We start from the raw sequence: 13,722 nt of genomic DNA on the forward strand, positions 1-13,722 counted from the left end.
CCAGCCCAGTTTGATGTGTCAGCTATGTCTCCGAACACCGGTCAGTGATCTGGCCGGGCTAAACATTTGATCGGGCGATCCAGTATTCCAGAGACGGCAGTGATTGAGCCGAGGGGCCGCGGCGTACTGGATGCCCCGGTCAAGCCGGGGCATGACAGCGATGGGTGCGGCCAGAGCACGCGCTCTCAGCAGCCCGCCCCTCAATAATCTACCTTCATCAGATATAGCCCGTCCGGCGGCGCGACGATGCCGCAGGCCGCGCGGTTGCGGGCTTGCAGTGCCGCGGAGAGATCGTCGGCGGTCCAGCGGCCCTCGCCGACCCAGACCAGCGATCCCACCATCGAGCGGACCTGACTGTGCAGAAAGGAGCGCGCTGAGGTGACAATGATGATCTCGCGGCCACAGCGCTCCACGTCGAGCTGGTCGAGCGTCTTCTCCGGCGACTTGGCCTGGCACTCGGTGTCGCGAAAGGTCGTGAAATCGTGCTTGCCGAGCAGACGCTGCGCCGCCGCATGCATCGCATCAGCATCGAGCCGGCGCGGCACGCGCCAGGCATGACCGATGTCGAGCGCGAGATTGGCGCGGGTGTTGATCACGCGGTAGCGATAATGGCGCTTGACGGCCGAGAAGCGCGCCTCGAACGTGTCAGGCACGATCTCGGCCTCGAGCACCGCGATCGGATGCGGACGCAGATGCGCGTTGAGCCCGTCCCGAAAGCGGCCCGGTGGAAACTGCTTGTCGATGTCGACATGCGCGACCTGGCCACGCGCATGCACACCGGCATCGGTGCGGCCGGCGCCGTGCACGCGCAAATCCGCGCCGGTCATCGCCTTCACGGCCGCCTCAAGCGCGCCCTGCACCGAGGGCAGCGTGTCCTGCACCTGCCAGCCGAAGAACGGCGCGCCGTCATATTCGATGGTGAGCTTGTAGCGGGGCATCGCTGATTAGTTGAACCTCGCTCCCGCCTTCAGCGGCACACCGCGCAAAAAGTCCGCGGCCTGCATCCGGCCCTTACCCTCGCGCTGGAGCTCGATGATGCGGATGGCGCCCTCGCCGCAGGCGATGGTGAGCTTGTCATCGAGCACTTCGCCCGGCGCGCCCTCCCCTTTCGCCAACTCACACCGCAGGATCTTGACGCGCGCGTTCTCGCTGACGCCGGCAAGCTCGGCCCATGCGCCCGGGAATGGCGACAGGCCGTGGATGTGACGCAGCACGGCGCGCGCCGGCTTGGTCCAGTCGATGCGCGCCTCGGCCTTGTCGATCTTGGCGGCATAGGTGACGCCGTCCTCGCTCTGCTTCTTGAGCTGGAGGCCATCGCGGGCGAGCGCGGCCATCGCGCGCACCATCAGGTCGGCACCGAGACGGGAGAGCCGATCGTGCAGGTCCAGCGCAGTCATGTTGTCGGTGACGGCCAGACGCTCGGCCATGGCGACGTCGCCGGTGTCGAGGCCGACATCCATCTTCATCACCATCACGCCGCTCTCGGCATCATCAGCCATGATCGCACGGTTGATGGGCGCCGCGCCGCGCCAGCGCGGCAACAGCGAGGCGTGCAGATTGTAGCAGCCGAGCTTTGGCGCATCGAGGATCGCCTGCGGCAGGATCATGCCGTAAGCAACGACGACGGCCGCATCGGCATCGAACGCGCTGAACTCGTCGAGCGCCTCTTGCGTCTTCAACGTCTTCGGCGTCAGCACGGGAATGCCGAGTTTTCGCGCGGCCTCTTCCACCGGCGTCGGCTGCAATTGCAGGCCGCGCCGCCCGCCGGGCTTCGGCGCGCGGGTGTAGACCGCCGCGATCTCGTGGCCATGCGCGACGAGCTCGAGCAGCGTCGGCACGGAGAAATCGGGCGTGCCCATGAAGATCAGGCGAAGGGGCATGACAAGAACTCGGTATGTTCCCTCCCCCCTTGCGGGGGAGGGCTAGGGAGAGGGGTGCCACACGACGCGCTCTGTCGGTTTGAGCGCGAGCGCCTTGTTGCTTGCGCTCCGCAGATCAGGAGCACCTTTTGCTGGGCTACCCCTCTCCCCCGCCCTCCCCCGCAAGGGGGGAGGGAGCGCACCGAGGATGGGGCAGCTCCGATGATTCACTCGCCCGCGCGCTTGGCGGCCTTCTCGAACTTTTTCATCACGCGGTCGCGCTTGAGCTTCGACAGATAGTCGACGAACAGCACGCCGTTGAGGTGGTCGATCTCGTGCTGGATGCAGGTGGCATAGAGGCCCTCGGCATCCTCCTCGTGCACCTTGCCGTCGAGATCGGTGAAGCGCACGCGCACCTTCGCGGGGCGCTCGACCTCCTCGTAATATTCGGGGATCGAGAGGCAGCCTTCCTCGTAGACCGAGAGCTCCTCGGACGAGGCGATGATCTCGGGATTGATGAAGACGCGCGGAAGCGGCGTGGTCTCGCCGTTCTCGTCGCGCTTGGCGAGGTCCATGGTGATCAGCCGCAGCGGCTGCGCGACCTGGATCGCGGCGAGGCCAATGCCGGGCGCGTCGTACATGGTCTCGAACATGTCGTCGGCAAGCTTGCGGATCTCGGCCGTGACCTTCTCGATCGGCTTGGAGACCAGACGCAGCTGCCTGTCGGGCAGGATGATGATTTCTCTGAGGGCCATGGCCGCGATTTAAGCCGCGCGCCGGACGCGGTCAATCCGGCCAGGAACCCCGTTAACCCCTCGCTAACCATAAAACTTCAGGTTTCGTTAACCATAAAAATTAGGGGGCTATTAACCATAACCGTTCCCTCTTCGTTCGCTAAGGTCGGCGAATCGCGCTAGAAGGGCCCATGAACGAGATCATTTTCATGTTGGGCGACTGGCCGGTGCGCACGATCGATGCGCTGATCGGCTTCGGCGCCCTTGTCCTCATCCTCCTGGTGGCGATTGCGGTCGTGATCGCCCGCTCGGGCCGGCGCGGCGCGGAACTCGCGATGGCGCACGCCATCCGGGCCGACGAGCTCGAGGAGCGCCTCAGCCAGGTCCTGCACGCCCAGAGCGAAGCTGCCGGCCGAGCCGACGCCATGACCCAGGCGCTGGCGGGACGTCAGGCCGAAATGGCGCGCGCGGTCAACGAGCGGCTGGATTCGGTGACCCATCGCGTCGGCCAATCGATGGAGCATTCGACCCGCAACACCATGGAGAGCCTGCGCGCGCTGCACGAGCGGCTCGGCATCATCGACAGCGCCCACAAGAACCTCACCGATCTCACCACCCAGGTGACGACGCTCCGCGACGTGCTCGCCAACAAGCAGTCACGCGGCGCCTTCGGCCAGGCGCGGATGGAGGCGATCGTCCAGGACGGCTTGCCGAAGGGCGCGTACGAGTTCCAGTTCACGCTCTCGACCGGCAAGCGGCCCGACTGCGTCGTGTTCTTGCCCGACCAGCGCCCGCTCTGCATCGACGCGAAATTCCCGCTGGAGGCGATGACGGCGCTGCACGACGCCCGCACCGACGAGGAGAAGCGGATCGCCACGCAGCGGCTGCGCGGCGACGTGATGAAGCATGTCAGCGACATCGCGGAAAAATATCTCGTCACCGGCGAGACCCAGGAGATGGCACTGATGTTCGTGCCGTCGGAATCGGTCTATGCGGAAATCCACGACGGTTTCGACGACGTGATCCAGAAGGCCTACCGCGCCCGCGTGGTGCTGGTGTCGCCCTCGCTCTTGATGCTGGCGATCCAGGTGATGCAGCAGATCATGAAGGACGCGCGCATGCGCGACGCCGCCGACCTGATTCAGACCGAAGTGATCAAGCTCGGCGACGATCTGGGACGTCTCAGGGATCGCGTGGTCAAATTGCAGAAGCATTTTTCCGATGCGAACGAGGACGTCCGCCAGATCCTGATTTCCGCCGACAAGATCGAAAAGCGCGCAGGAAGGATCGAGGAGCTGGATTTCAGCAAGTCGGACGCGCCGGCCGAGGGACCGCGGCTGGTCGCGGGCGCGGGCGAGCTGTTTCCGCGGAAGCTCCAGGCGGGGGAGTGAGATTAGGGCACACTGTCATGCCCCGCGAAGGCGGGGCATCCAGTACGCTGCGGCGGTTATGATTGAATCGAGATGCTGGTGATTACTGGGTCGTCCGCCTTCGCGGACGATGACATCGTGAGGGGGTGAGAGCTTTCGCCCTCACTAACGCGGATGAGAGTCTTTTCCCCCAGAATCTGCTAACACCACCCCATGACCGCTCCCGACGCGACCTCCCCCGCCGCGACCTCCGTCCCTGCGCCCTCCTGGCGCGACAGCCTTGCCGTGTACCTGCAGCCGCGGGTGCTGATCGTACTGTTCCTGGGCTTCTCCTCCGGGCTGCCGCTGGCGCTGTCAGGCTCGACGCTGCTGGTGTGGATGCGCGAGGCCGGGGTCGATCTCAAGACCATCGGGCTGTTCGCGCTGGTCGGCACGCCCTACACGCTGAAATTTTTGTGGGCGCCGCTGGTGGATGCGCTGCATGTGCCGCTGTTCACGCGCGTCTTCGGGCGGCGGCGCGGATGGCTGCTGTTCTCGCAATTGCTGCTGATCGTCGCGATCCTGCTGCTGGCGATGACCGACCCCGCGCGCTCGCCGTTCTACGTCGCGCTCGGCGTGCTGCTGGTGGCGACGACGTCGTCGACACAGGACATCGTGGTCGATGCCTTCCGCGTCGAGAGCCTGCCGGAGAGCGAGCAGGCCGCCGGCATGGCGGCTTACGTCGCGGCTTATCGCATCGGCATGCTGGTCTCGACCGCGGGCGCGCTGTTCATCGTCTCGGGCTTCGAGAGCACCGGCATCACCCGCACCTCGGCATGGATGTGGGGCTATGTGGTGATGGCGTCGATGGTGCTGATCGGCACGATTACCGCGCTGGCCGCGACCGAGCCGGCGCAATCCGCACAGGCAGAAGCTGCAACACAAACCGAGACCGCCTTTGCGCGCGTGTTGAGCGCGGCGATCGGCGCGTTCTCCGAGTTCCTGTCGCGCAAGGACGCACTCGCCGCGCTCGCCTTCGTGGTGCTGTTCAAGTTCACCGACGCGTTCTCGGGCACGATGACGGCGCCGTTCGTGATCGACCTCGGCTTCACCCGCAACGACTATGCGGCGATCGTGAAGGGCGTCGGGCTCGCCGCCACGCTGATCGGCGGATTTGCCGGCGGTTTCGTCGCGCGGCGCTATCCGCTGGCAATGTCGCTCTGGATCGGCGGCGTGGTGCAGGCGCTGGCCAATTTGTCCTTTGCCTGGCTCGCGGTGGTCGGCACCAATCAATGGGCGCTGGCGCTCGCCATCTGCGCCGAGAACTTCACCAGCGCCATCGGCACCGTGATCTTCGTGGCCTACCTCTCGGCGCTCTGCCAGAACCCGCTGCACACGGCGACGCAATATGCGCTGCTCACCGCACTCGCGGCGGTGGGGCGAACCTATCTGTCGTCGAGCGCGGGCTATGTCGCGGACACCACGGGCTGGCCGCTGTTCTTCGTGATCTGCGTGCTGGTGGCCATTCCGAGCCTGGTGCTACTGACGTGGCTACAGAAGCGCGGGCATTTCGAGGCGCTGGGGCCGGTGAGGGTGTGATGGTCTCGTAGGGTGGGCAAAGGCGCACTTGCGCCGTGCCCACCATCGTTCCAAGCATTCGGCAGAGGCGGTGGACACGCTTCGCTTTGCCCACCCTACGGCATCTCGATCTGATCCCCCTACTGCTTCTTGATCAGGCTCCACTTCGTGATCACGGCTTCGCTCATCTGGCCGGGATCGCTGGCGCAGGCGACCTCGTCGACCTTGACCGAGATTTCCTTGCCGACGAACGTCTTCAGCTGCGCGGCCTGCGCATCGCCGCTCGGAACGAGCTGGAAGGTCTCGGGCCCGGTCTCGAGGTTGCACAGACCGTTCGGCGGCGGCAGACGGCGCGGCTCGGAGGTGATCTGGTAGGTCGCGACCCGCTTGCCGGCATTCTTGACGTCACGCACTTTCAAGGCGTTCAACTCGCCGGACAGCACCTCGCCGGCGTTGATCGGCTTGCCGGGCTTGGACGGCGGCGGCGCCCCGTCGTCCTGCTGCGCGGAGATGGCCGGGCTTGCCAGCAGCATCATCGTCGCGACCAAAGCCAGGCGTGTGGCGAAAAGTTTCGTCATGTCGTCCGTTCCGTAAAGTCTGGATGGCTAGAACAGGGTACGCTGCCGCATCGCGGCCGATAGCGTACCTTCGTCGAGATAATCAAGCTCGCCACCGACCGGCACACCATGGGCCAGCCGGGTTACCTTTACGTTGGCGTCCTGAAGCAGGTCGGTGATGTAGTGTGCCGTGGTCTGGCCGTCCACAGTGGCATTCAGCGCCAGGATGATTTCCTGCACCTGCGCATCATGCGCGCGCGCCACCAGCGCGTCGATGGTCAAATCCTGCGGGCCGACGCCGTCGAGCGGCGACAATGTCGCGCCCAGCACATGATAGCGCCCCTGGGTCGCATTGGCGCGCTCCAGCGCCCAGAGATCGGCGACGTCGGCGACGACGACGATGATGGCGTCATCGCGCTTCGGATCAGTGCAGACGGTGCAGGGATTTTGCGTATCGATGTTGCCGCAGGTCTTGCAGACCTGGACCTTGTCCAGCGCGACCTGCATGGCCGAAGCCAGCGGCATCATCAGCGCTTCGCGCTTCTTGATCAGATGCAGCGCCGCGCGCCGCGCCGAGCGCGGACCGAGGCCCGGCAGCCGCGCGAGAAGCTGCACCAGCCGCTCGATTTCAGGACCTGCAACCGCGCCCATATTACTGGCCGAACAACCCCGGCGGCAGACCGAGACCGCCGGTCAGCGACTGCATCTTCTCCTGCATCGCGGCCTCGGCCTTGCGGCGGGCATCACCGAGCGCGGTGACGAGCAGGTCTTCGAGCACTTCGCGCTCTTCCGGCTTCATCAGCGAGGGATCGATCTTGATGCCCTTGACGTCCATCTTCGCGGTCATGCGCACGGCGACGAGGCCGCCGCCGGAAATGCCCTCGACTTCCACGTTGGCCAGCTGCTCCTGCATCTCCTGCATCTTGGATTGCAGCTGCGCCGCCTGCTTCATCATGCCGAGAAAATCAGCCATCGGTGCTCGTCCTTGGAAAAAGATGGGCTCAGAGATCGTCGCCGTCGGAACCGTCGGGCGGATCGTCACTGCCGTAGTCAGCGTTTATATTGGCTTCCGGCGTCTCGGGGGCAAGCCTGCGGACCTCGACAACCTTGGCGCCGGGGAAACGCGACAGCACCTCCCGCACGCGCGGATCGGCCTCCGCGGTACGGGCATGCTCCTGCTTCGCCGCCTGGTTCACCGAGCGCAGCGTCGGCTGGCCCTGCTCGTTGGAGACGATCACCGTCCAGCGCCGGCCGGTCCACAGCTCGAATTTCTTCGCGAGCTCGGAGATCATGGTCTTGGAGGCGTTCGGCTCGAGCGCGACCTCCAGCCGGCCCTCCTCGAAACGGACGAGGCGCATGTCGCCCTCGAGCGCGCTCTTGGTCATGATGTCGCGCTTCTGCCCGGCGAGCGCGACGAGCTGGGTGAAGCTCGTGACGCGCAGTTGGGGCACCGCCCCTTGCGGATCCGGCGCGGGCGCCGCCATCTGCGGCCGCGCGCCGCCACCGCCGAACGAAGGCGGCGACGAGGTCGGCATGCGAACAGGTGCTGCGGAGGCCGTCGGCGCGGCCGGCGCGCTGCGTGCAGCACCGCCGCCGCTCACGACCGGCGAGCTGCCGCCGTTCTGCTCCAGCATCCTGATCGCTTCGTCCGGCGTCGGCAGGTCCGCGACATAAGCGATGCGCACCAGCACCATCTCGGCAGCGGCGGCAGGGCGCGTTGCGGCCTGCACCTCGGTGATGCCCTTGAGCAGCATCTGCCACATCCGCGACAGCACGCGCATCGAGATCTTTGACGCGAAATCCTTCGCACGCACGCGCTCGGTCTCGCCATAGGCGACGTTGTCGGCGGTCGCCGGCACGATCTTCACGCGGGTGACGAAATTGACGAATTCGGCGAGGTCCGAGAGCACGACGATGGGATCGGCGCCGACGTCGTACTGGTCGCGGAACTCCTTGAACGCGGCTGCGATGTCGCCGCGCGCCAGCGAATCGAAGAGATCGATGACGCGGGTGCGATCGGCGAGCCCCAGCATCTGCCTGACCGCGTCGGCCTTCACGGTGCCGGCCGCGTGCGCGATCGCCTGGTCGAGCAGCGACAGCGAATCACGCACCGAGCCTTCGGCAGCGCGTGCGATGATGCCGAGCGCCTCCGGCTCGATCTCGACGTTTTCCTTGGCGGCGATATTGGCGAGGTGCTTCATCAACACGTCGGCCTCGACGCGGCGCAGGTCAAAGCGCTGGCAGCGCGACAGCACGGTGACCGGAACCTTGCGGATCTCGGTCGTCGCGAACACGAACTTGGCGTGCTCCGGCGGTTCCTCCAGCGTCTTCAGGAAGGCGTTGAACGCCGCCGTCGACAGCATGTGGACTTCGTCGATGATGTAGACCTTGTAGCGCGCGCTGGCCGGCGCGTAGCGCACGCTGTCATTGATCTGGCGGACGTCGTCAACGCCTGTGTGCGAGGCCGCGTCCATCTCCAGCACGTCCATGTGCCGGCTTTCCATGATCGCCTGGCAGTGCACACCCAGGGTCGGCATGTGGATGGTCGGACCCTTCACCGAACCATCCGGCATCTCGTAGTTGAGTGCACGGGCCAGAATGCGCGCGGTGGTGGTCTTGCCGACGCCGCGGACGCCGGTGAGGATCCAGGCCTGCGGAATGCGCCCGGTCTCGAACGCATTGGAGACGGTGCGGACCACCGCTTCCTGGCCGATCAGATCGTCGAAACTGGAGGGACGGTATTTGCGCGCCAGCACCCGGTACGGCGCATTGCCGGCCTGGCCGGCGCTGTCGGGGTTGGAAGGGGCGCCAGCGTCGGTCATCGGTCGATCCGCAATGAAATGTCTCTTGGCCGGCTTTTGCGGAAAGGAGCGCGCTGGCGGCTGGTGCCGCCGGCGCTGGTTCGCTCGAAAAACAGGTAGGAGACTGACGAGCGACCCGATCCGGACCTCGTTAGGGCTGCTTCCTTCCGGACCTGACCCGGTTGGCGAGTGGCTCGTCCACCGCCAATCTCCCGGTCCCTATTTGGGGCCAAAAGGGGCGGAAAGCAAGCGGCTATCGCCCCTGATCGACGGCGCCTGCCCAGCATCCGGGCAATTCCCGATCTGCCCAGCCGATAGGCTGTGCTTTCACTGAAAGTCCAGCCTTGGTATGAACCTGCCGGAACCTTATCCCAACCAGAAAAGCGATTGATCCCAATGGTTACACGTCGTGATGTTGCATCGATTGTCGGACTTGGTGCGATGACCGCGGCCGCGCTGGCTTCGCCGGCCGTGGCCCAGACCGCCGATAACGAATCGACCTTCGCCCGCATCCGCCGCACCAAGAAGATGCGGATCGGCGCAGTCGGCGGCGGCGCGCCCTATTACATGAAGGATCTCTCCACCGGTCAGTGGAAGGGCTTCTACGTCGACATCGCCAAAGCGCTCGCCGACGACATGGAGGCCGAGCTCGAGATCACCGAGACCACTTGGGGCAATTCGGTGCTCGACCTGCAGGCCAACAAGATCGACATCTTCTTCGGCCTCAACCCGACCCCGAAGCGCGCGCTGGTGGTCGACTTCTCGGTGCCCGTGTTCAACAACGCCTTCGCCATTCTCTGCAAGAAGGACTTCAAGCCGAAGAGCTGGGCCGAGCTGAACTCGCCCGACATCAAGATCGCGGTCGACCAGGGCTCCTCGCACGATCAGGTCGTCAGCCGCCTGACGCCGAAGGCGCAGATCTCGCGGCTCAAGACCGCCGACGATGCCACCGCCGCGCTGCAGACCGGCCGCGTCGACGCGCAGTGCCTGATCACCATGCTGTCGCTGACCGTGCTGAAGAAGAACCCCTCGCTCGGCCAGCTCGTGTTGCCGACACCGATCTTCGCAACGACGTCGAATGCCGGCTTCCGCCGCGAGACCGACAAGACCTGGCGCGATTACGTCAACACCTGGATCGACTTCAACAAGGGCCTCGGCTTCATCCGCAACGCGATCATCACCAACATGGAGCTGGTGGGCGTGACCGAGGCGGACATTCCGCCAGGCGTTTCGCTGTAAGGTGATTGAGCGTTGCCGCATCGGCATTCTCGCTGCGCTCCCTCTCCTGCCTGCGGGAGAGGGTTGGGGTGAGGGTGTCTCCTCTGGGGAGACTCCCCGAGAGGAGAGACCCCTCACCCGGCGCTTCGCGCCGACCTCTCCCGCAAGCGGGAGAGGTGCACCGAGCACGCGGCTCGAGCTTTCCAAGTCATCCCGCGACTGAGGTCCGGAAAAAATGTATCAGTGGGACTTCGGCATCCTCTGGAGCTATCGCTGGCTCTTTCTCAACGGGCTCGGCGTCACCGTCGGCTTCACCGTGGTCATCGTCGCGTGCGGGCTGCTGTTCGGCCTGTTCGGGGCGTTCGGTACCCTGTCGCGGTTCAAGGCGCTGCGCCTTCTCGCGCTCACCTTCATCGAAGCGTTTCGCTGCACGCCGATCCTGGTGCAGCTGATCTGGTTCTACTACGCGCTGCCGATCCTCGCAGGCGTCGAGATGACGCCGATCACGGCCTCGGCGCTGGCGCTCTCGCTCTATGGCGGCTCGTTCTATTCGGAGATCATCCGTGGCGGCATCATCTCGATCGACCGCGGCCAGTCCGAAGCCGGCGCAGCACTCGGCATGACACCGGGCCAGAGCATGCGACGCATCGTGCTGCCGCAGGCGATCAAGCGCATGATCCCGGCGCTGATGAACCAGTCGATCATCCAGTTCAAGAACACCTCGCTGGTCTCGGTGCTGGCGGTGCCCGACCTCGTCTATCAGAGCCAGGTCGCCGCCCACGACAGCTACCGGCCGCTGGAAACCTACACCGCCGTCGCGGTCGCCTATGCGGCGATCCTGATTCCCCTGACCATCCTCGTCCGCCGCGGCGAGAAGCGACTGGCGGTCAGCGAATGAGCGAGACGCCAAAAGATATTTGCAAAATCGAGATCCGCAGCCTTCGCAAGAGCTTCGGCAGCAACGAGGTCCTGAAGAACATCAATCTCGACGTCGCCAAGGGCGGCGTCGTGGCGCTGATCGGGCCATCAGGCTCGGGCAAATCGACGCTGCTCCGTTGCATCAACTTGCTGGTCGTGCCCGACGGCGGCAGCGTCCGCGTCGGCGACACGCGCTTTGCGTTCGGCGACGGCGCGAAGCTGCCCGACGTGAAGACGCTGGCAAAATTCCGCGCCACCACGGGCATGGTGTTCCAGCATTTCAACCTGTTCCCGCACATGACGACGCTGCAGAACGTCATGGAGGGCCCTGTCACGGTGCGGCGCATGGCTAGGGCGGACGCCGAGACGCTCGCGCGGGCGCAACTCGCCAAGGTGGGGCTTGCGGAGAAGGCAGACCAATATCCGGCGACGCTGTCCGGCGGCCAGAAGCAGCGCGTCGCGATTGCGCGGGCACTCGCGATGGAGCCTGACGTGATGCTGTTCGACGAGGCCACCTCCGCACTCGATCCCGAACTCGTCGGCGAGGTGCTGAGCGTGATCCAGCAACTGGCCTCCGAAGGCATGACCATGGTGATCGTGACGCATGAGATCGCCTTTGCCCGCGAGGTCGCCGACCGTCTCATCTTCATGCGCGACGGCATCGTGGTCGAGGAAGGCCCGGCACGGCAAGTGATCGACAACCCAAGGGAAGCCGCCACGCGCGCCTTCCTCAGCCATTTCCACCGCACCGGCGCATTGCCGCCGGCCAACGCAGCACCGTGATGCCTGATATCAACCGCGCCTATCTCGTCACCGGTGCCGCCAGCGGCATCGGCCGTGCCACTGCGAAGCTGCTCGCCGCGCCCGGCACCGCGCTGCTGCTCCATACGCGCGCGAACGCCGAGGGACTCGACGTCACCGCAGCGGATGCCGAAGCGAAGGGCGCTGTCGTCTCAAAATGCCTGGGCAACCTCGCTGAGGAGACCGCCGCCACCGATGCCATCGCCGCCGCGCAAGCCGCCTTCGGCCGGCTCGACGGATTGATCCTGGTCGGCGGTCACGCTCGCCGCGGCAGTGCGATCGGCACGCCGGCGGATCAGTTCCGACAGGCGATGGATGAATCGGCGCTGGCGTTCACACGGCTGGTCGCTGCCGCGCTGCCGCTGCTTCGCGCAGGGCAAGATGCACGGATCGTCGCCGTGTCCTCCTTCGTCGCGCATACGATCCGGCCGGAATTCGCGCCGTTCGCGGCGACGGCCGCGAGTCGCTCCGCGCTGGAAGCGCTGGTGCGGCTCACCGCGATCGAGCTTGCCAAGGATGGCATCACCGTCAACGCGGTGTCGCCGGGCCTCATCATCAAGGACAAGCCGAGCGAGAGCCGGCTGTCGCCCGAGCAGATCGCCGCGACCGAAGCGCTGATCCCGATGCGCCGCCGCGGGCGGCCGGAGGAGGTCGCCGAAATCATCGCCTTCCTGGCGTCACCGAAGGCGTCCTACGTCACCGGCCAGGTCTGGCACGTCAATGGAGGCCTGACATGAGCGAAGCAACCGTCGAACGTCTCAGGCTGTTCCTGATCGAAAGCCCGATCAAGATGGCGCGCCTGCAGGGCGTCGGCAACGTCAAGGGCACGGTGAAGCGCGTGCTGATCGAGCTCACGTCCAGCGACGGCATGATCGGCTGGGGCGAGGCCGCGCCGTGGGAAGTGTTCACGGGAACGCCGGAGGCCGCGTTCGCCGCGCTCGATATCTATCTGCGTCCCATCGTGCTCGGTAAACCGGTGCGTCGTATTCGCGCGCTGATGGCCGAGCTCGATCGCGCGCTGGTCGGCCATGCCGAAGCAAAAGTCGCCATCGAGATGGCGCTGCTCGACATCGTCGGCAAATCGTCCGGGCTGTCGGTCGCCGACCTGCTCGGCGGCCGCGTGCGCGACACGATTCCCCTCTCCTTCTCGATCGCCGATCCGGATTTCGCCGCCGATCTCGAGCGCATGCGGAAAATGGTTCCGGACGGCAATGTCATCTACAAGGTCAAGACCGGCGTGAAGCCGCATCGCGAGGACCTCGAGCATCTCGCGGCGATCCGGAAGGAATTCGGCGACAAGGTCGATCTGCGCGTCGACTACAACCAGGCGCTGGCGCCGTTCGGCGCCATCAAGATCTTGCGCGATGTCGAAGAGTTTGCGCCGACCTTCATCGAGCAGCCGGTGCCGCGCAAATATCTCGACGTGATGGCCCAGCTCACCGCCGCACTGGAAACGCCCGTGCTCGCGGATGAGAGCTGCTTCGACCGCCGCGACATGATGGAGGTGGTGCGCCGCGAGGCCGCCGATGCCGTTTCGATCAAGCTGATGAAGGCCGGCGGCCTGTTCGAGGCGCAGGCGATCATGGCCATCGCCGACATCGCCGGCCTGCCCGGTTATGGCGGCACGCTGTGGGAAGGCGGCATTGGGCTAGCCGCCGGCACGCAGCTGATCGCGGCGACGCCCGGCATCTCGCTCGGCTGCGAATTCTACATGCCGCACCACGTGCTGACCGAGGACGTGCTGGAAGAGCGCGTCGCCAACCGTGCGGGTCACGTGGTGGTGCCCGACGGGCCCGGCCTCGGCATTCGCGTCAGCGAAGCCTCGATCCGCGCCAATGCAAGGGTGATCGCGGAGGCGTGAGTTTCCGTCATTCCGGGGCGCGCGCAGCGCGAGCCCGGAATCCATA

Annotated in this window: 14 protein-coding genes and 1 other RNA gene; 7 read left to right on the top strand and 8 right to left on the bottom strand. The window is 65.7% G+C overall.

Features of this window, described 5'->3' with window-relative positions:
- Window positions 1-200 precede the first annotated feature (200 nt).
- The 3 genes from truA to def form a co-directional block, all read right to left on the bottom strand.
- Window positions 201-938 (bottom strand): tRNA pseudouridine(38-40) synthase TruA, encoded by a 738-nt coding sequence (gene truA / locus AABA84_RS30790; protein ID WP_212246174.1) that lies wholly within the window; start codon window positions 936-938, stop codon window positions 201-203.
- 6 nt (window positions 939-944) lie between these two features.
- Complete coding sequence (gene fmt / locus AABA84_RS30795; protein WP_338314004.1) at window positions 945-1,880, bottom strand: methionyl-tRNA formyltransferase; 936 nt, start codon at window positions 1,878-1,880, stop codon at window positions 945-947.
- A gap of 206 nt (window positions 1,881-2,086) precedes the next feature.
- Window positions 2,087-2,614 carry a peptide deformylase gene (gene def, locus AABA84_RS30800; protein ID WP_338305868.1) on the bottom strand — a complete coding sequence of 176 codons (528 nt, stop codon included), beginning with the start codon at window positions 2,612-2,614 and terminating at the stop codon, window positions 2,087-2,089.
- Window positions 2,615-2,784: 170 nt separating this feature from the next.
- On the opposite strand from def, the gene AABA84_RS30805 reads away from it, so the two are divergent.
- Together AABA84_RS30805 and AABA84_RS30810 are read left to right on the top strand one after the other, a co-directional pair.
- Window positions 2,785-3,984, top strand: a complete 1,200-nt coding sequence (locus AABA84_RS30805) for a DNA recombination protein RmuC (protein WP_338314005.1) — start codon at window positions 2,785-2,787, stop codon at window positions 3,982-3,984.
- 192 nt (window positions 3,985-4,176) lie between these two features.
- Window positions 4,177-5,541 (top strand): AmpG family muropeptide MFS transporter, encoded by a 1,365-nt coding sequence (locus tag AABA84_RS30810; protein WP_338314006.1) that lies wholly within the window; start codon window positions 4,177-4,179, stop codon window positions 5,539-5,541.
- Window positions 5,542-5,660: 119 nt separating this feature from the next.
- Here AABA84_RS30810 and AABA84_RS30815 read toward each other — a convergent pair whose 3' ends face one another.
- The 5 genes from AABA84_RS30815 to ffs form a co-directional block, all read right to left on the bottom strand.
- Complete coding sequence (locus AABA84_RS30815; RefSeq protein WP_018320787.1) at window positions 5,661-6,098, bottom strand: hypothetical protein; 438 nt, start codon at window positions 6,096-6,098, stop codon at window positions 5,661-5,663.
- A gap of 27 nt (window positions 6,099-6,125) precedes the next feature.
- Window positions 6,126-6,728 (bottom strand): recombination mediator RecR, encoded by a 603-nt coding sequence (gene recR, locus AABA84_RS30820; RefSeq protein WP_212246193.1) that lies wholly within the window; start codon window positions 6,726-6,728, stop codon window positions 6,126-6,128.
- Window position 6,729: 1 nt separating this feature from the next.
- Complete coding sequence (locus AABA84_RS30825; RefSeq protein WP_212246194.1) at window positions 6,730-7,050, bottom strand: YbaB/EbfC family nucleoid-associated protein; 321 nt, start codon at window positions 7,048-7,050, stop codon at window positions 6,730-6,732.
- A 28-nt stretch (window positions 7,051-7,078) separates the two neighbouring features.
- Window positions 7,079-8,899: a DNA polymerase III subunit gamma/tau gene (locus AABA84_RS30830; RefSeq protein ID WP_338314007.1), complete on the bottom strand. Its 1,821-nt coding sequence runs from the start codon at window positions 8,897-8,899 to the stop codon at window positions 7,079-7,081.
- A 95-nt stretch (window positions 8,900-8,994) separates the two neighbouring features.
- Window positions 8,995-9,091, bottom strand: an RNA gene (gene ffs, locus AABA84_RS30835) — signal recognition particle sRNA small type.
- Between the two features lie 183 nt (window positions 9,092-9,274).
- Here ffs and AABA84_RS30840 point away from each other — a divergent pair.
- The 5 genes from AABA84_RS30840 to AABA84_RS30860 all read left to right on the top strand — a co-directional run bounded on the left by AABA84_RS30840 (window position 9,275) and on the right by AABA84_RS30860 (window position 13,676).
- Window positions 9,275-10,117, top strand: coding sequence for a transporter substrate-binding domain-containing protein (locus AABA84_RS30840; protein WP_212246197.1), 843 nt, complete (start codon window positions 9,275-9,277; stop codon window positions 10,115-10,117).
- Window positions 10,118-10,331: 214 nt separating this feature from the next.
- On the top strand, window positions 10,332-10,994 hold the full coding sequence (locus AABA84_RS30845; RefSeq protein WP_212246198.1) for an amino acid ABC transporter permease: 663 nt from the start codon (window positions 10,332-10,334) through the stop codon (window positions 10,992-10,994).
- A complete protein-coding gene (locus AABA84_RS30850) occupies window positions 10,991-11,797 on the top strand; it encodes an amino acid ABC transporter ATP-binding protein (protein ID WP_212246199.1) in 807 nt (268 codons plus the stop codon). Before AABA84_RS30845 ends, AABA84_RS30850 begins: the two co-directional genes overlap by 4 nt.
- Window positions 11,797-12,552 (top strand): SDR family NAD(P)-dependent oxidoreductase, encoded by a 756-nt coding sequence (locus AABA84_RS30855; protein WP_338314008.1) that lies wholly within the window; start codon window positions 11,797-11,799, stop codon window positions 12,550-12,552. Before AABA84_RS30850 ends, AABA84_RS30855 begins: the two co-directional genes overlap by 1 nt.
- Window positions 12,549-13,676 (top strand): muconate cycloisomerase family protein, encoded by a 1,128-nt coding sequence (locus AABA84_RS30860; protein WP_338314009.1) that lies wholly within the window; start codon window positions 12,549-12,551, stop codon window positions 13,674-13,676. The genes AABA84_RS30855 and AABA84_RS30860 overlap by 4 nt, the downstream gene beginning before the upstream one ends.
- Window positions 13,677-13,722: the final 46 nt, after the last annotated feature.

The sequence above is a fragment of the Bradyrhizobium sp. TM239 genome (assembly GCF_036247985.1).
In the GTDB taxonomy this organism is placed as follows: domain Bacteria; phylum Pseudomonadota; class Alphaproteobacteria; order Rhizobiales; family Xanthobacteraceae; genus Bradyrhizobium; species Bradyrhizobium ottawaense.